A 17,794-nucleotide genomic window follows, 5' to 3' on the forward strand; every position below is an offset into this window, starting at 1 on the left:
TTGCAAGATATAGTTCTGCCAGAAGCTAGATTTTCACCGGAGAACTATAAAAATGACGTTTAAATACGGGATAGATACACTTACTGTTGAATTGGTCAACGATATCGCCAATGGCTCTGTTGAAGCTGAGCTCTGCACGCAAGCAAAAGACAAAATCAACGCCAGCCGGAAAAATGTTGAGCATATGGCCAGCTCAGATTCTGCGGTATATGGCATTAATACCGGTTTTGGCCCTCTGTGTGATACCCAGATCTCTCCTGCTGAGACCAATCTGTTACAAAAAAACCTGCTGATCACCCATGCGGTTGGCTTGGGTAACCCCATCAACAAGTCAATCTCTAAGCTGATGCTGATTACCAAAGTTCAGGCACTAAGCCAGGGGTTTTCGGGTATTCGTCTTGAAGTCGTTGAGAGAATGCTCAAATTTTTAGAGCTGGATCTGATTCCTGTCGTACCAGAGCAAGGTTCAGTGGGGGCTTCGGGGGATTTAGCGCCACTTTCACATCTGTTTTTACCGTTAATCGGTGAAGGTGAGTTCTGGCAGGGTTCAGAAACGGTACCGGCGATCTCTCTGTTAAATGCTCATAACTTAGCACCTATGGAACTTGAAGCTAAAGAAGGGTTGGCGCTGATTAACGGCACGCAATTTATCCTGTCTCATGCCATTACAGCGCTGGTCAAAATGCGCTACCTGCTGGATTTAGCGGACTTAGCAGGTGCTATGAGCATTGAAGGTATGCAGGGCAGTTCGTCACCTTTCAGAGCAGAATTGCACCAGACCCGGCCATTTCCGGGCTGCGTGGAAGTGGCCGCCAGAATGCGAGCCTTTTTTGACGGTTCGCAGAATATGGCATCGCATACCAACTGTGATCGTGTACAGGACCCTTACTCACTGCGTTGTATTCCTCAGGTGCATGGTGCATCCCGAAACGCCTATAAACATCTGAAAGAGTTAGCTGAGATTGAAATGAACTCAGTGACGGATAACCCCATTGTGATCAGTCAGGAAGAAGCCATTTCCGGCGGCAGCTTCCACGGTCAACCTTTGGCGATGGCATTGGATTATGCATCTATCGCGGCGGCTGAGCTGGGTAATATTGCCGATCGTCGTTGCTATTTGCTACTTGAGGGGATGCACGGCCTGCCAAGAATGTTAACCGAGTCCGGTGGTTTAAACTCCGGCCTGATGATTCCTCAATATGCCACCGCAGCTTTAGTAACAGAAAACAAATCACTGTGTTTCCCGCCATCAGCAGACAGTGTGCCGACATCAATGGGGCAGGAAGATCATGTCTCTATGGGCAGTATTTCGGGTCGTAAGCTCAATCAGATCCTTGGCAATCTAGATAAAATTCTGGCCATTGAGCTGATGTATGCCGCCCAGGCGATCGATTTCAGACGTCCGAATACCTGTTCAGAAACGATCGAGCAGAACCATCAGATTATCCGTAGCAAAGTCGCCAAGTTAGAAGAAGACAGACTGTTAAAACCTGACATTGACGCCATTATCGAGCTGGTTCAGACACAGGCGTTCTGTGTTGGTTCGCCAGAAAAACACGCTTAAACCGGGAAAACATAACGGAGACGCTTAGAATGAATGATATCAATCTTTTTCAACAAACGATTAAGCAAGGCATCCCTGCTAGTTTACCTGCTGCAAGGCCGTACCCGGAGAACGCTAACCGAGCACCGAAACGAAAAGATATTTTAAGGACGGATGAAAAACAGCTGGCAGTACGCAATGCGCTGCGTTACTTCCCGAAAGAGTGGCATGCAGAACTGGCCCCTGAGTTCGCCAAAGAGCTGAACGAATCGGGCCGGATCTATATGTACCGTTTTAAGCCTGAGCACTCATTGAGCGCGCGTTCTATTGAGGATTATCCGGCGAAGTGCCAGCAGGCTGCTGCGATCATGCTGATGATCGACAACAACTTAGATCCGGCGGTGGCTCAGCATCCGGAAGAACTGATCACCTATGGTGGCAATGGCGCAGTATTCCAGAACTGGGCACAGTATCTTCTGACGATGAAGTATCTGAGTGAGATGGAATCGGATCAGACACTGCATATGTATTCCGGCCACCCGATGGGCTTGTTCCCTTCTTCTGAAGAGGCACCAAGGGTTGTTGTGACTAACGGTATGATGATCCCGAACTACTCCAAACCGGATGATTGGGAAAAATTTAATGCTCTGGGTGTGACCCAATACGGCCAGATGACTGCCGGATCATTTATGTACATTGGTCCGCAGGGTATTGTTCACGGTACAACCATTACGGTGATGAATGCCTTCCGTAAGGTACTGAATAAAGGTGAAAGCCCGAAAGGTAAGATCTTCTTAACCGCAGGGCTGGGCGGTATGAGTGGTGCCCAGCCTAAAGCGGGCAACATTGCTGACTGTATTACGGTCTGTGCTGAAGTGAACCCTAAAGCGGCCATCAAACGCCATGAGCAGGGCTGGGTAGACGAACTGGTTGATAATATGCCGGATCTGGTTGCCCGTGTTCGCAAAGCACAGAAAAATGAAGAAGTTGTCTCCATTGCCTTTATCGGTAATGTGGTCGATGTCTGGGAAAGCTTTCTGGCTGAGGATATTTTCATTCATTTAGGTTCTGACCAGACCTCACTGCATAATCCCTGGTCCGGTGGTTACTACCCGACAGACATTAGCTACGAAGAGTCAAACCGTTTGATTCGTGAAGAGCCGGAAGTCTTTAAAGAAAAAGTACAGGCCACACTGAAGCGCCACGCCGATGCGATCAATAAGCATACGGCAAAGGGCACCTATTTCTTCGATTACGGTAATGCCTTCTTGCTTGAAGCGTCACGGGCGGGCGGTGATGTGATGGCTGAAAACGGTATCGACTTCAAATATCCCTCTTATGTTCAGGATATCCTGGGGCCGATGTGTTTTGACTATGGTTTTGGCCCCTTCCGCTGGGTTTGTACTTCAGGGAATCCGGATGACCTGGATAAAACGGATGAGATTGCAGCGAAGGTGCTGGAACGCATTATGCGGGACTCTCCGGAGGAGATTCAGCAGCAGATGCAGGACAACATCACCTGGATCAATGACGCGAAACAGAACAAACTCGTGGTCGGCTCACAGGCTCGTATCCTGTATGCCGATGCACAGGGCCGGGCAGAAATTGCGAAAGCCTTTAATGATGCCATTAACGCCGGTGAGATTGGGCCTGTGGTTTTAGGCCGTGATCATCACGATGTCAGTGGTACTGACTCCCCTTACCGTGAAACGTCAAATATCTATGATGGCAGCCGTTTTACAGCGGATATGGCGATTCATAACGTGATTGGTGACGGCTTCCGGGGTGCAACCTGGGTGTCGATTCACAATGGCGGCGGTGTCGGCTGGGGTGAAGTAATCAACGGTGGTTTTGGTATGCTGCTGGATGGTTCTGAAGCCTGTGAGCGTCGCCTTAAAAATATGCTGTTCTTCGATGTCAATAACGGCATTGCACGACGCAGCTGGGCCAGAAATACAGAAGCCAATTTTGCCATCAAGCGCGAAATGGAACGCACGCCGAAACTTAAAGTGACCCTGGCAAATCAGGTCGATGATGGCTTGCTGGAAGGTTTGGATTTTTAAACTTCTGATAGCTGGTATCAGAATGCCATCCATTTTTCGGATGGCATTCAAAACCCGTCTCACCTGCAATTTAAAGCCCCAAGCTTGGGGGCGAACCTCAATATCCCCACTTTAAAGCTATAAGAAAGTAGCGATAAGAAAGAGAGTGCCTCATGACAATATCGGATACCGTGATGAATCAGAACAATACTGGTGCTCATCACTGTGACCTCTTAATACACAACGTGTCTTTAGCGACAATGGATTACGAAACGTCAGGCCCGGTATCCCACTATGGCCAGCTAGAGGATGGTTTGTTGGCTGTCACCGCAGGGCGTATCAGCTGGGTTGGGGCAGCATCAGAAGCTCCAGAGTTTGAAGCTATTGAACGGATAGATGGACAGAAAGGCTGGCTAACACCGGGACTGATCGATTGCCATACTCATCTGGTATATGGCGGCAGTCGTGCCCGTGAATTTGAGTGGCGTTTACAGGGTGTGTCTTATGAAGAGATTGCCCGTAAAGGCGGCGGCATTGTCAGTACCGTGACCGCCACCAGAGCGGCTTCTGATGAAGAGTTATTTGCTTCAGGTTTAAAGCGCTTACAGCGTCTGATGGCTGAAGGGGTGACAACGGTTGAGATCAAATCAGGGTATGGCCTTGATACCGAAACTGAGCTGAGAATGCTGAAAGTGGCCGGTCGACTGGCAGAACATACCGGGCTGACGGTGAAGCGAACATTCCTAGGGGCTCATGCGATTCCAGCAGAGTACAAACATGACCCGGATGCCTATCTGGATATTGTGATCAATGAAATGCTACCCATAGTGGCAGAGCAGAAACTGGCAGATGCTGTGGATGTGTTCTGTGAAGGTATTGGTTTTTCACCAGAGCAGACCCGACGTTTGTTTGAAGCAGCGGTAAAACACGGCTTGCCAGTAAAAGGGCATGTTGAGCAACTTAGTGATCTCAAAGGGGCGGTACTGGCGGCAGAGTTTAATGCTCTGTCAGTGGATCACCTAGAGTATCTTGCTGAAGAAGATTTACCGATATTAAAGCAGGCCGGAACCGTTGCAGTGATGCTGCCGGGAGCCTTCTATTGTCTGAAAGAGACTCAACTGCCACCAATAAAAGCTTTGTTCGAACACAATATTCCGGTGGCAGTCTCAACCGACCTGAATCCGGGAACATCCCCTGTGGCATCTCTGCTACTCGCGATGAATCAGAGCTGTGTGTTATTTGGTATGACCCCGGAGCAAGCACTGGCGGGCACCACCTGTCATGGCGCAAAGGCGCTGGGGTTAGAAAATAGCAAAGGTGTGCTTAAAACGGGTTATGACGCCGATCTGGTGTTGTGGCCAGTGGAGCACCCCAGTGAACTCAGCTACGGCATTAATATGCACCGTCCGGCAAAAATCTGGCTGGCGGGGCAAGAAGCAAAATGAAACGGAGTGAATCAATGACCTATAACCCCGTAGATATGACGGTATGGGCTGGTCGGGTTGATAGTGAAGAGGCCGGTGCCAGCACGCGCTGGCATCAGGAAATTAGCCCATTACCCGCGGATGGTTTTGAGCCAGATGGTATTGCCATTCTGGGTTTTGCCTGTGATGAAGGTGTGCGCAGGAATAAAGGACGCCAGGGGGCCAAAGAAGGCCCAGCGGCAATTCGTCGGGCCTTGTCCAATGCCGCTTGGCACCTGCCGGTTAACGCTTGGGATGCGGGTGATGTCAGTTGTGATGATGCTTCAATGGAAGTCGCGCAAAATCAGTTGGCGGCTAAAATCACCTTTCTGCTGGATAATGGGCTTAAGCCTGTTGTACTGGGAGGTGGCCATGAGATCGCCTGGGGTAGTTACCAGGGATTGGCACAACATATTTACGCTGAAGAGAAGAGTGCCCGTATTGGTATTGTCAATCTGGATGCTCATCTGGATCTGCGTAATCCCGACATTCAGCCCAGTTCAGGCACGCCGTTTCGCCAGATTGCTCAATGGTGCAATGCCAATAACAAAGCGTTTAATTACTACTGCATTGGTGTTAACGAAACGGCTAATACTCAGGCGTTGTTTGAATTTGCCCGTGAGCGGGGTGTTAAATGGCGGCTGGACCGTGATTGTAAAGCCACCGACCTGGAAGCCATTCAGCAGGACATCAAGAACTATCTGACAGAGCTGGATTACCTCTATCTGACGATCTGCCTGGATGCCTTCAGTGTGGCCGTAGCCCCGGGTGTCAGCGCGCCGTCCATTATGGGGCTGGATGCGGTGACCGGATGTGAAATCATCCGCCTGATCCTGAAAGAAGCCGCTACAGCTAATGTCCCAGTTGTACTGACTGATATCGCTGAGTGCAACCCATTGCTGGATGAAGATCATCGCACCGCTAAACTGGCGGCTAGGCTCGTGGCGGAGGTTAGTCAGGAACTGACCCGGGCAACAGATTAGAAGCAGCTTTATAGCTGTTTCAGATTTATTTTTAGTGAGTGATGTCCTCCTGCCGTGCTTTTTTGTAGACTCTTTTAAAGCCTGTGTTTGAGCTATTGTTATATTTCTCTTACATTATTATTTTGAATGCTAGGTTTTCAGACTGATTTACATAAGCTGAACGTCCGTTATCGCGTGTGATGTGTCTCTTTCAGTGAGTATTAAGATCCGTTCAGCGAATGGGAATACTCAGGGAAGATATTAGGATGGCGGCTGATCCCGAAAGAGATCAGGTTTCAGCGAGCGCTAAGGAGAGATCCATGCAACAGCAAGCACAGGGTTGGTTATCCACCTGTTTCGAGCAAGCCCATAGGCGGAATTTTATTCCCCGCCTGATCCGTTTTGGACGTGTAAAGCTTTTAGGTACGACAGCAGCGATTATTCTTGTGGCCAACCCGGCTTCGGCATCTGTACAAAGTCATCAATTGGCGGAACAGCGGCAGCTGTTTGAGCAGCTTTATGATCAGGTCGGCAAAGGGCGATTATCCCAGGCTCGTAAGAATCTCGGTGCACTGGATGATTATCCGCTAAAGCCTTATCTGGAAGCACGGATGATCTCCCGGCAGCTGGAATCACTAAGCGCCCGTGAGGTGAACCGCTTTGTTGAGCAAAATATGCATCTGCCGGTAACTGAAACGTTACAGCAAAAGTGGTTGAATACACTGGCAGCGCGTAATGACTGGGCCGGGTACCGCCAGTCTTATCAGTTATTCCCGCCGAGGGGAAGTCACTACAAATGCCTGATGCTCAAGGCTGAGATGAAGCAAGGTTCCATTGCCAAGCATCTTGATAAGGTGACTGAGCTTTGGATTCGGGGCAGATCACAGCCTAAAAGCTGTGACCCTGTTTTTGCTTATTGGCAGAAGCATGGCGGATTGACATCATCAGTTGCTGAAACCCGTTTCTGGAATGCGGTTAAGGAGCGTAATTTTTCCCTTGCCCGCTATGCTGAGAGAAAAATCAGTCAATCTGCAGGCAGAAAAAACACGGCTCTTTTATGGCAGGTGCGCAGTCATCCGGAACGCTGGCTGACACGGAAGTCATTCTCTTCTTCTGATCAGGCTCATCCTATTATTGTGGATTACGCGATACGACGACTGGCTCAGAAAGATATGCGCCTGGCGGCACGCCGCTGGCTTTCTCTGAGGGATCATCTGAACTTCTCTGAAGAGCAGAGGGCAAAGCTGAACCATTATCTGGGGATTCGTTTGGCTTTGCGTTTCTATGATGATGCGCCTGAGTTAGTCGCTAAGATCGATCCTGACTTTCAGGATACAGAGATCACCGAATGGCGTATTCGTCTGGCATTGAGTCAACAGGACTGGCCGCAGGTTCGGCTGCTAATTGATAACTTATCGGAAGAGCCGCAGCAGTCCAGTCGCTGGCAGTACTGGCAAGCTGTGGCAGAGCAGAATATAACCGGTCAGCCCCAGAATGAACGTTTTTCCAGAATCGCCGTGGATCGCAGCTATTATGGCTTTCTGGCTTCGGAGCAGCTGGGCCAACCTTTCACTTTGAATTATGAACCGGCATCTTTTCCCGCCAGTTTGCAGCAAAATCTTCTGCTACTGCCTTCAGTCCGGCGCATGTATGAGCTTATTCAGCTGGAGCACTTTAGTTATGCTCGTCAGGAGTGGAACTTACTGTTTTCAACCTTAAATGCAGAGCAGAAGTATGCACTTTCCCATTTGGCGGGTAGTTGGGAGTGGCACTCGCAAGCCATAGCCGGTGCTGCCCAGGTACGTAAATGGAATGATCTGCAGCTGCGTTTCCCCCTGGAATACGCTGAGCTGTATCAGCAATCGACCCGTCAGCAGAATATCCCTCTGAACTGGGCTCTGTCTATTACCCGTCAAGAAAGCGCCTTTAATCCTCTGGCCCGCTCTGGTGTCGGTGCTATAGGGCTGATGCAACTGATGCCTAAAACGGCGAGGCAGACGGCTAAAAAAATCCGTCAGAACCTGCCAGCGATTAAAGAGCTTTATAACCCGGCAACCAATATTGCATTAGGAACAGCCTACTTAGCGCAAATGTTGGATCGCTTTGATGGTAGCCGGATTTATGCGACTGCAGCGTATAATGCAGGCCCGTACCGGGTTAAGGGATGGTTAAAGAAACGGGGGCACTTGCCGCTGGATATCTGGGTAGAGGTTATACCCTATAAAGAAACCCGAACCTATGTTCAGCGTGTACTGGAGTATGGTGTGGTGTATGACATGATGGCGAACCGGCCAACTCGCCTGCTGGATGATAATGAACGCCAGCTATTAGCACTGAACTTAGTAAATGATGAGGCTTCCGTGGTGGCTGACTAGTTGTTGCTTTAGCGAGGCGGTTTAGAGGTACGTTAGAAGAACCCCTGTGCTACCTCAGGTCATGCTAGGGAAGGTTCGCAAAAATAAATTTTGGAAGAAAGGATGGCCCTGTGATGTTTACAGGGCCATTTTTTTGGAAACTACTAATTTTTCAGGGTGTTACGGCACTTTCTAGAGCGTTATGACACTAGGGCAGTACATCTGATGCAGAGTTCGAATAACTGTACTCGCACGATCACCGTTAAGGGAATAGTAGATGGTTTGAGATTCACGACGGGTTTTGACCAGATCGTCGCGGCGGAGAACTGCCAGATGCTGTGAAAGTGCAGACTGACTCAGGTCTAATGATTCATTAAGCTCACTGACGGATAACTCTTTGCCATCCAGGTAGCACAAAATCATGAGACGGTTTTCGTTGGCCAGTGCTTTTAACAGTGCGGTAGCTTCCTTGGCATTATCACGCATTGCCACTAGATCAACGTTTTCTTGGACTGATTCCTCGAAAATTGCCATCGTTTATAACTCGCTAGAACTAATTTAGTTGTAATTAATATTAGTATATTTTACGGAGGTCAACAAAAAAACAGTTTCATTACCGTAATAAGAATGATTATAAAGGGAGTTACTTCAGCATGAAAGCAAACTGGTAATTATATATTCGATTGTCAACACTCTGTGGTTTCGTCTTTAGTATTAGGGATGGCTTATGATTGTTTTGTCGACAGTCAACAAATATCAGGCGCAATGCCTTTAGCCAGAGCGCTATGTTTTATAGGGAGTTCAGAGGGATGCACCTTTTGTCTTAGTTTCAAGAGGGACTTTATCCATTAAAGTTGTCGACGATTTAAAGGAGTTTTGTCGACAATTGCCAAATCCCTCAAGTGTCGATGACTAAACTCATACAACTCACCTATAACAACTAAAAAGAGGTCTTGCCACATGACCTATCAGGCACAATACGAAAAATCGATACAACAACCTGAACTGTTCTGGGCGGAAAAAGCCGCTGATATCCCTTGGTACACCAAGCCTAGCCAAATTCTTGGTAAAGATGAGTTCGGCACGGACCGCTGGTTCGTTGATGGTGAACTCAATACTTGCTATGCCGCCGTTGACTACCATGTTGAGAATGGTCGTGGTGATCAGATTGCAGTTTATTATGATTCACCTGTGACCGGTGTTAAAAAGTCGATCACCTATAAAGAGCTGCAGACAGAGATTGCAACGTTTGCGGGTGGCCTGGCAGCCAAAGGCGTTGGTAAGGGTGATCGGGTGATTGTTTACATGCCGATGGTTACGGAAGCATTGGTCGCAATGCTGGCTTGTGCTCGCTTGGGTGCTGTCCATTCTGTTGTATTTGGTGGCTTTGCACCTCACGAACTGGCCGTTCGCATTGATGACGCTAAGCCCAAAGCGATTATCTCAGCCTCATGCGGTATCGAGATCCAGAAAGTTATCCCTTATAAAGCGATGCTGGATAAGGCCATAGAACTGGCTGAGCATAAACCTGATTTCTGTGTCTTGCTGCAGCGTCCGCAGGAGAAAGCAGAGCTGATTGAGGGGCGAGATTACGACTGGCAGTCTCTGGTTGCCGGTGCTGAGCCCGTGGACTGTGTTTCGGTGAAGGCCACGGATCCTCTCTATATTCTGTACACATCCGGCACAACGGGTAAGCCAAAAGGGGTTGTTCGTGATAATGGTGGTCATGCTGTTGCGCTGAAATACAGTATGAAAGCGATTTACGATATGAACCCAGGTGAAGTCTTTATGGCTGCGTCCGATGTGGGCTGGGTTGTGGGTCACTCCTACATTGTTTACGCGCCGTTACTGGCAGGCTGCACCACGGTTGTTTATGAGGGTAAACCGGTTCGTACGCCTGATTGCGGTGCTTTCTGGCGGCTGATTGAAGAGTATAAAATTAAGGCATTTTTCACAGCCCCAACAGCTTTCCGTGCTGTTAAGAAAGAAGACCCGGATGGGTTGCTGCTGAAAAACTACGATATCTCATCGATGAAAAATCTTTTCCTGGCCGGAGAGCGTCTCGATCCGCCTACGTTCCACTGGTTGCAGGAGTTGGTTGGTGTGCCTGTGGTTGATCATTGGTGGCAGACAGAAACCGGTTGGGCTATCGCCTCTAATCAAATGGGTATTGAGCCCCGCCAGGCTAAAGCCGGATCGGCCACTGTGCCTACCCCAGGTTTCGATGTTCAGATTCTGGACAACAAAGGCAATCAGATGCCGGCAGGAGAGCAGGGTAGTGTCTGTATTAAACTGCCAATGCCGCCGGGTTGCTTAGCAACGGTTTATGGAGATCCTCAGCGCTTCCAGAGTTCATACCTGAGCACTTTTGATGGCTATTATCTGACCGGTGATGGCGGTTATATTGATGAAGACGGCTATGTCTTTATTATGGGGCGCACGGATGATGTAATTAATGTTGCAGGCCACCGCCTCTCCACAGGGGAGATGGAAGAAATTATTGCTTCCCATGATGGTGTCGCTGAATGTACTGTCATCGGCATCAATGATGAGCTTAAAGGCCAGTTACCAGTCGGCCTGGTGATCACTAAAGATGGTTATGAAGGTGATGATGCTACTCTGGAAGCAGAGCTGGCGGCTCTGGTGCGCAAGGAGATTGGTGCTATTGCCTGCTACAAGCAGACTATCGTTGTTGACCGCTTGCCTAAGACACGTTCCGGTAAAATTCTGCGGGGTATTTTGCGCTCGATTGCAGATGGTAAGAGCTATCAGGTGCCTTCAACGATAGATGATCCGGCAAGTCTGCCGGAGATTGAATCTGTTATGGCAGATCACAATATTGGCGTTGCCGGGAAAGCTGTCTGACTCTGCTAAGCCTGTGTTGATGTCTAATCAGAAAAGCCGATCTTAGTGATCGGCTTTTCTGTTTCTGGAGGCAGGGGAGTGCTGTGATACACTTGCTACAAATCCAAACAATTAGGGATAGTTAATATGAGTGAGTTTGATTTCGATCTTTTTGTGATCGGTGCCGGTTCTGGTGGTGTACGTGCAGCGCGAACCGCAGCCGCTTTGGGCAAGAAGGTAGCGGTAGCAGAAGGCCGTTTTCTGGGTGGCACCTGCGTCAACATCGGTTGTGTGCCTAAAAAGCTGTTTTCCTATGGTTCTCATTTTCATGAAGAGTTTGCTCAGGCTGCAGGTTTTGGCTGGAGTGTGAGTCATTCAGATTTTGACTGGCCAACATTGCGTGATAACAAAACAAAAGAGATTGAGCGCCTCAATGGTGTTTATCATAACCTGCTGGTAAATTCCGGTGTTCGCCTGATTGAAGGTTACGCCCGTTTTGAAAGTGCCCATGAGGTTAGTGTTAACGGTACAACGTATTCAGCAGAAAAGATCTTAATCGCCACTGGCAGCGAGCCGTTTATGCCTGAGTTCCCCGGCAATGAATATGCGGTTAGTTCTGATGCCGTTTTCTATCTGGACGAGTTCCCTAAACGGGCACTGGTACTGGGTGGTGGTTATATTGCTGTTGAGTTTGCAGGAATTTTCCACGGACTTGGTGCAGAAAGCCATCTGGTCTACCGGGGAGACCAGCCCCTGAAAGGTTTTGATGAAGAGGTTCGTCAGTTTGCATCGGAAGAGATGCAGAAGAAGGGGGTTCAGTTCCACCTAAATGCCAATATTGCGTCTGTTGAGAAGCGGGCATCTGGCTTATTGGTTACCCTGACCGACGGTGAGACGCTTGAGGTCGATCTTGTACTCTGCGCTACGGGTCGGGTGCCTAAAACAGAAGGCCTGAATCTGGATGCAGCCGGTATTAAACAAGGTAAAGGTGGCAAGGTTTTAGTGAATGATGAATTTCAGACTTCGGCACCTTCTGTCTTTGCATTAGGTGATGTTATCAACCGCATGCAGTTGACGCCTGTGGCTTTGGCGGAAGCGATGGTTTTTGTCAATAATCAGTTCCAGCCGGAACTCCCGGCAAAGCAGATGGATTACACCAATATCCCGACGGCGGTGTTCTGTCACCCGAATATTGCTACGGTAGGTATGTCGGAAGAGGAAGCACGAGAAGTGTTTGACACGATTGAGGTCTACAGCGCAGGTTTCCGCCCTATGAAACATACCTTGTCCGGCTCAGATGAACGCCATCTGATGAAGCTGGTCGTGGATGCAGATTCCCGCAAAGTCGTTGGGGCCCATATGGTAGGTACAGATGCCGGTGAGGTGATGCAGGGTATTGCAGTGGCGATCAAAGCCGGTGCAACTAAAGAGATATTTGACAGTACCGTAGGGATTCACCCAACAGGTGCTGAAGAGTTTGTAACCATGCGGAGCGTTAGTCGAAACTAGTCCCGGCATTGTCTCGGGCCACCCTGACGAAAAAGGCTCCCACTGCTATGTATTATAAAGCAGAGGGAGCCTTTTCAGATTAGCACCTGTGTAGGGTTAACCCGTATGCTGGATTCAGCGATCAGATCGCGAACAGCGAGTTGAGCTTTGTTGCCAACATCATATTACCCTGAGCCTTAATTTTGCCGGTCATGAAAGCGGTCATACCGTTTACACTGCCACTGAGAACACCCTTCAGTGTCTCTTGGTCCATGATCAGGGTTACTGATGGGTCATCGTGTTCGCCGGTGCCAACATTGCACTCACCATCTTTTATTTCGATGAAATACTCACCACCATCTTTAATATCAAACTGAAATACTTCATCCATACCCTGAGCAGCTTCAGGTTTAAAGCCTTGTTTCAGATTCTCGATCACTTTGCCAACATCAGTCATAGCGCTTACCTTATATGATTTCTTATCGTTTTGGTCGGCCTGCGACCATCTGTAAGAAGAGCATATTTCAAACGTGTGTTTGAATCAACCCTGTTAACTGGAATATTGGCAGGAAAGAATACACAGTCAGAAACGCATCCTGTATGCTTGCCGGCGTATTAAAAGAGATGGGGTAATCCGTGTACGAATTTTTTTCCGAGTATGGTTTGTTCTTCGCTAAGACAGTGACATTAGCGATTATTTTTATCGGTTCTATTCTCCTTGTGGTTGTTGCCGCTGCTCAGGGTAAGCGGAAGCCGGGGGAGGGTGAATTTGAGATTGAGCACCTGAACGAGAAGCTTTCTGAAACAACAAAAGCTGTTAAAGAAGCTGTTTATGATAAACACGCTTTTGAACACGAGCTGAAAGCTGAAAAAAAGGCGGAGAAAGCAAGAAAGAAAGCGGCTAAGACCAAGAAAGATGAGCCGGAATCTGAAGATGCCCGCAAGCGGGTTTTTGTTCTGGATTTTGACGGTGATATCCGGGCTTCTGACGTGGACTCATTACGGGAAACGATCAGTGCCGTACTGACCATTGCCAGACCTGATGTTGATGAGGTTGTTGTCAAGCTGGAAAGCGGCGGTGGTATGGTTCACAGCTATGGGTTTGCAGCTTCACAGCTAAAGCGCATTACCAATAAGAATATTGATCTGACGGTTTGTGTTGATGCCGTAGCGGCCAGCGGTGGCTATATGATGGCCTGCACAGCGAAAAAGATTCTGGCGGCACCGTTTTCCATTATCGGATCTATTGGGGTTGTTGCGCAAATTCCTAATTTTAATAAATTGCTGAAAAAGCATGATATTGATTATGAAGTACTGACGGCCGGTGAATATAAGCGCACCATGACGGTATTTGGTGAAAATACTGAAGAAGGTCGGCAGAAGTTTGTTCAGGACCTTGAAGAGACTCACGTATTGTTCAAGGACTTTATCCATGATCAGCGCCCTGGCCTGGATCTTAGTAAAGTTGCGAATGGTGATGTTTGGTATGGTAAGCAGGCTCTGGAATTGGGGCTGATTGATGGTCTGAAAACCAGCGATGAGTATCTGCTGGAAAGTTGTGACGATGCCGATGTTTATGAGGTAAGTTACGAAATTAAAACCGGACTGGTAGATCGTTTGGGTGAGATGGTCTCTCTTAGTCTGAGTAAAACCGCAGATCGTTTTCTGACCCGTGCGCGTAAGACAGAGATCGAACGTTAATCCAAACCAGAGTTAGTGGGCTATCATCGCAGCGGCGGTAAAGCATAGCTTACCGCCGTTTTTTGTTTTATAAGTCTGTCTATTCGTTCCATTCTGCCGGGTCTTTGGTTTGTTCAAAGCCTGCTTCAGACCAGGCAGCAAAGCCTCCAAGCATATTAGTCACCCGAGTAAAACCCATATCCTGCAGGGTTTTGGTTGCTAGTGCACCCCGGCCTCCTGCCTGACAATAAACAAGGATCTCCTGATCTTTATCCTGTAGTTTAGGATGGGCATCAACCCTGAACTCCAGAACCCCACGGGGTACATCGACAGCTGAGGGCAGGTGAGCTTGCATAAACTCCTGTGGTTCGCGCACATCCAAGGCTAGCGCACCCTGCTGCAGTTTTTCAGAAGCCTCCTGAATGGAGCATTCGTTAATCTCCGCTTTGGCAGCTGTTACAAAATCCTGTGTGGTTAATGCCATGATGACCTCTTGTATTTACGGGTGACAAAACGTTGCGTCTCAGGCTTTAGCAAAAGCTGAGGTTAAAATTGCCTGCTTAGTATGCCTTTTGTTGTTAAGTTTTGTCTAATTTAATGGATTGCTAACGTTTTATATCCTCCAGGAAGGTCTGCCAGAGACCCTGGAATCCGGTATTAAGATCCGTACACTGCAAGTAGCGGCGGAAATGCTGTTCGATTTCTGGGAAGCTCATGTCAAGGTTTTCAATGCCTTCCAGGGAGTTTAGCGGTGACATTCTGAGCTGCTGCTGTAGCTGAAGCTGAAGCTGCTGATTAAGAGGGCTATCCGGTTCTGCTGCTGTTTTTTTTGCGGTCGTGGCCACACCCTGTGGCATTTCGGTGTTTTCGAAAGCACGGTTTTCTTCGATGCCTGAGACGGCGGATTCCTGTGAGGCTGAGGTGGCGGGTTCCTGCAGCTGTTGTCGCTTTTGCTCAATTCGACTGCGAAGACCGCCTTCAACACCAGATTTTGTGACATCTGACATCAGCTGTTGCGCTTCGTCCGGTGCTGTCTGATAGAGCTTTGATAAGCTATTTAAGGTATTGATATCCTTGACCGCATGCTGGTCAGCAAACACCTGAACGACATCCGGTGTTTTTAAGAGCGAAAGGCGTTTGGATAACCAGCTAGGAGAGCGCCCTAAAGCCTGGGCGACCGCCTTTTTATTTCCGGAAACATCAACCAGTCGTTGTAAGGCCCGTGCTTCCTCCAGAGGTGCAATATCTTCGCGTTGGTTGTTCTCTATAATCTGTAAAGCCAATACGGTACTGTCCGATTCCGGCCGGATGATTGCGGGAATGGACTCTTTACCGGCGTAGTCATGGGCCCGCCATCGACGCTCACCCATAATGATTCGGTGGTTGCCGTTAGCATCTTCTGGCTGAACGACAATCGGTTGCAGCAGCCCATTTTCTTCAATGCTTTGCGCAAGATCCAGCAGAGACTCGTCATCGAAGCTTTTACGGGGTTGGTCGGGGTCTGGTATAACTTTATCAACGGGAAGGTGAGTCAGGGGTTGTTGTTTTAACTGGTCCTGTAATGAAGTTCCCCACTCCTGTGATGGTTGCTCTTCACTGGAATTCCGTTTCGAACCTTTTTCATCCAACAGATTAAAAAGCATCTTGACCCTCTGGCTTTTGATTGTTTGCTGTATAGGGCATTTTTTAACGAAAGCCTTTAGATGTAAAGCGCTTACTTTAACTACACCAAAAACCTTCACTGGGTTAGAATGCGCGGGTTTTGTCATCTGTTTTCGAGGTTCTTAATGTCCACAGAAAATCCTAAAGTTGGTTTTGTCAGTCTGGGTTGCCCAAAAGCACTGGTTGACTCTGAGCGTATCCTGACACAGCTGCGTACTGAAGGTTATGAAATCTCTCCATCCTATGAGGGTGCAGGCCTTGTAGTGGTGAATACCTGTGGTTTTATTGATGCTGCGAAAGCTGAATCATTGGCTGCTATCGGTGAAGCGCTGGAAGAAAATGGCAAGGTAATCGTTACCGGTTGTATGGGCGCAGATGGTGACCAGATTCTGGATGCCTATCCTCAGGTATTGAGTGTTTCCGGGCCTCAGCAATATGAGCAGGTTGTTGGTGCTGTTCATGAATACCTGCCACCAAAGAAAGACCACGACCCTTTTGTTGATCTGGTTCCGCCTCAGGGTGTAAAGCTGACACCTCGTCATTATTCTTATCTGAAGATCTCTGAAGGCTGCAATCATCGCTGTACGTTTTGCATTATTCCGGCGTTACGGGGTGATCTGGATAGTCGCCCTGTAGGTTCGGTGATGGATGAGGCGCAGCGCCTGGTTGATGCAGGTGTTAAGGAGTTACTGGTTGTTTCTCAGGATACCAGTGCCTACGGCGTTGATCAGAAGTATAAGCTGGGTTTCTGGCAAGGACGCCCGATGAAGACTCGTCTGAAAGAGCTGTGTGAGGCACTCGGTTCTCTCGGGGTTTGGGTGCGCCTGCATTATGTTTATCCTTATCCGAGTGTGGATGCGGTGATCCCTCTGATGGCGGAAGGTGCCATTGTGCCGTATCTGGATATTCCGCTACAGCATGCTCATCCTGAAGTACTTAAGATGATGAAACGGCCTGCGGCATCAGAGAAAACTATGGAGCGCATCAGGAAGTGGCGGGAAATCTGCCCTGAAATAGTCATTCGCAGTACCTTTATTGTTGGCTTTCCTGGTGAGACGGAAGAACACTTTGAGTATTTGTTGGATTTCCTGCGTGAGGCCCGCCTTGATCGCGTAGGCTGCTTTACCTATTCTCCGGTTGATGGTGCACCGGCCAATGAGCTGGCTGACCCTGTTCCAGAAGAGGTTAAAGAAGACCGTCTGGCGCGTTTTATGGAAGTTCAGGCAGAGATTAGTGCTGAAAAGCTACAGGAAAAGATCGGGCAGGAGATGGATATTCTTATCGACCATGCTGGCCCTGATGGTGCAATTGGCCGGACTAAGGGTGATGCACCGGAAATTGATGGTGAAGTGCATCTTCTGGATGTTCGTGGTCTGGAGCCGGGGCAAGTGGTACGGGGTCGTATCATTGAAGCGGATGATCATGACCTGTGGGCTGAACTGGTCTGAATCTGATGTCCGGTCTTCCGGTATAAAAAAGGCTTCATCCTTTGCAGGGATGAAGCCTTTTTTTATCTGTTTATTCTCGAATGGAGCTAGGCTGTAGGACGTTCAACCGCAGCTTGCCACAAAGCAAAAACCAGAGCCAGTGCAGGAGCCATTGCTACAGCGGGCAGGATGACATCAGGAGCAATAGAAGCTACCGCCGCGATGATAGCGACACCTGCGGTCATTGCCAGATTAACGAACAGATTTGAAAAGCCACCCATGGTTTGATCCTCAAAATGTAAGTGTTACTTAATTGCACAATGGTAACA

General features: G+C 48.6%; 14 protein-coding genes. 9 read left to right on the plus strand and 5 right to left on the minus strand.

Features of this window, described 5'->3' with window-relative positions:
- Nucleotides 1-52: 52 nt before the first annotated feature.
- The 5 genes from hutH to ACN0R8_RS00910 all read left to right on the plus strand — a co-directional run bounded on the left by hutH (nucleotide 53) and on the right by ACN0R8_RS00910 (nucleotide 8,385).
- Nucleotides 53-1,564 (plus strand): histidine ammonia-lyase, encoded by a 1,512-nt coding sequence (hutH, locus tag ACN0R8_RS00890; RefSeq protein ID WP_417594136.1) that lies wholly within the window; start codon nucleotides 53-55, stop codon nucleotides 1,562-1,564.
- Between the two features lie 29 nt (nucleotides 1,565-1,593).
- A complete protein-coding gene (locus tag ACN0R8_RS00895; protein WP_417594138.1) occupies nucleotides 1,594-3,606 on the plus strand; it encodes a urocanate hydratase in 2,013 nt (670 codons plus the stop codon).
- A gap of 152 nt (nucleotides 3,607-3,758) precedes the next feature.
- Nucleotides 3,759-5,030, plus strand: a complete 1,272-nt coding sequence (hutI, locus tag ACN0R8_RS00900) for an imidazolonepropionase (RefSeq protein WP_417594140.1) — start codon at nucleotides 3,759-3,761, stop codon at nucleotides 5,028-5,030.
- Between the two features lie 14 nt (nucleotides 5,031-5,044).
- The gene (hutG, locus tag ACN0R8_RS00905; RefSeq protein WP_417594142.1) at nucleotides 5,045-6,031 is read left to right on the plus strand and encodes a formimidoylglutamase; all 987 of its coding nucleotides are present in this window, start codon (nucleotides 5,045-5,047) and stop codon (nucleotides 6,029-6,031) included.
- A 299-nt stretch (nucleotides 6,032-6,330) separates the two neighbouring features.
- Nucleotides 6,331-8,385, plus strand: coding sequence for a transglycosylase SLT domain-containing protein (locus ACN0R8_RS00910; protein WP_417594144.1), 2,055 nt, complete (start codon nucleotides 6,331-6,333; stop codon nucleotides 8,383-8,385).
- Nucleotides 8,386-8,556: 171 nt separating this feature from the next.
- Here the strand turns inward: ACN0R8_RS00910 and ACN0R8_RS00915 are convergent, their stop codons facing one another.
- Nucleotides 8,557-8,850 (minus strand): ArsR/SmtB family transcription factor, encoded by a 294-nt coding sequence (locus ACN0R8_RS00915; RefSeq protein ID WP_417595170.1) that lies wholly within the window; start codon nucleotides 8,848-8,850, stop codon nucleotides 8,557-8,559.
- A 447-nt stretch (nucleotides 8,851-9,297) separates the two neighbouring features.
- On the opposite strand from ACN0R8_RS00915, the gene ACN0R8_RS00920 reads away from it, so the two are divergent.
- Nucleotides 9,298-11,229, plus strand: coding sequence for a propionyl-CoA synthetase (locus ACN0R8_RS00920; protein ID WP_417595172.1), 1,932 nt, complete (start codon nucleotides 9,298-9,300; stop codon nucleotides 11,227-11,229).
- Nucleotides 11,230-11,355: 126 nt separating this feature from the next.
- Nucleotides 11,356-12,717: a glutathione-disulfide reductase gene (gorA, locus tag ACN0R8_RS00925; protein WP_417594146.1), complete on the plus strand. Its 1,362-nt coding sequence runs from the start codon at nucleotides 11,356-11,358 to the stop codon at nucleotides 12,715-12,717.
- A gap of 121 nt (nucleotides 12,718-12,838) precedes the next feature.
- Here gorA and ACN0R8_RS00930 read toward each other — a convergent pair whose 3' ends face one another.
- Nucleotides 12,839-13,153 carry an SCP2 sterol-binding domain-containing protein gene (locus tag ACN0R8_RS00930; protein WP_417594148.1) on the minus strand — a complete coding sequence of 105 codons (315 nt, stop codon included), beginning with the start codon at nucleotides 13,151-13,153 and terminating at the stop codon, nucleotides 12,839-12,841.
- A 179-nt stretch (nucleotides 13,154-13,332) separates the two neighbouring features.
- Between ACN0R8_RS00930 and sohB the strand changes: the two genes are divergently transcribed.
- Complete coding sequence (sohB, locus tag ACN0R8_RS00935; RefSeq protein WP_417594150.1) at nucleotides 13,333-14,397, plus strand: protease SohB; 1,065 nt, start codon at nucleotides 13,333-13,335, stop codon at nucleotides 14,395-14,397.
- Between the two features lie 79 nt (nucleotides 14,398-14,476).
- Here sohB and ACN0R8_RS00940 read toward each other — a convergent pair whose 3' ends face one another.
- Together ACN0R8_RS00940 and ACN0R8_RS00945 are read right to left on the minus strand one after the other, a co-directional pair.
- Nucleotides 14,477-14,860 carry a rhodanese-like domain-containing protein gene (locus tag ACN0R8_RS00940; protein WP_417594152.1) on the minus strand — a complete coding sequence of 128 codons (384 nt, stop codon included), beginning with the start codon at nucleotides 14,858-14,860 and terminating at the stop codon, nucleotides 14,477-14,479.
- 121 nt (nucleotides 14,861-14,981) lie between these two features.
- On the minus strand, nucleotides 14,982-16,019 hold the full coding sequence (locus tag ACN0R8_RS00945; protein ID WP_417594154.1) for a ParB/RepB/Spo0J family partition protein: 1,038 nt from the start codon (nucleotides 16,017-16,019) through the stop codon (nucleotides 14,982-14,984).
- 144 nt (nucleotides 16,020-16,163) lie between these two features.
- Here ACN0R8_RS00945 and rimO point away from each other — a divergent pair, with 144 nt between their 5' ends.
- Nucleotides 16,164-17,486 (plus strand): 30S ribosomal protein S12 methylthiotransferase RimO, encoded by a 1,323-nt coding sequence (gene rimO, locus ACN0R8_RS00950; protein ID WP_417594156.1) that lies wholly within the window; start codon nucleotides 16,164-16,166, stop codon nucleotides 17,484-17,486.
- Nucleotides 17,487-17,572: 86 nt separating this feature from the next.
- On the opposite strand, the gene ACN0R8_RS00955 is transcribed toward rimO, so the two are convergent.
- A complete protein-coding gene (locus tag ACN0R8_RS00955) occupies nucleotides 17,573-17,746 on the minus strand; it encodes a hypothetical protein (RefSeq protein WP_417594158.1) in 174 nt (57 codons plus the stop codon).
- Nucleotides 17,747-17,794 lie beyond the last annotated feature (48 nt).

This window comes from Oceanospirillum sp., from assembly GCF_048265165.1.
GTDB lineage: Bacteria > Pseudomonadota > Gammaproteobacteria > Pseudomonadales > Halomonadaceae > Oceanospirillum.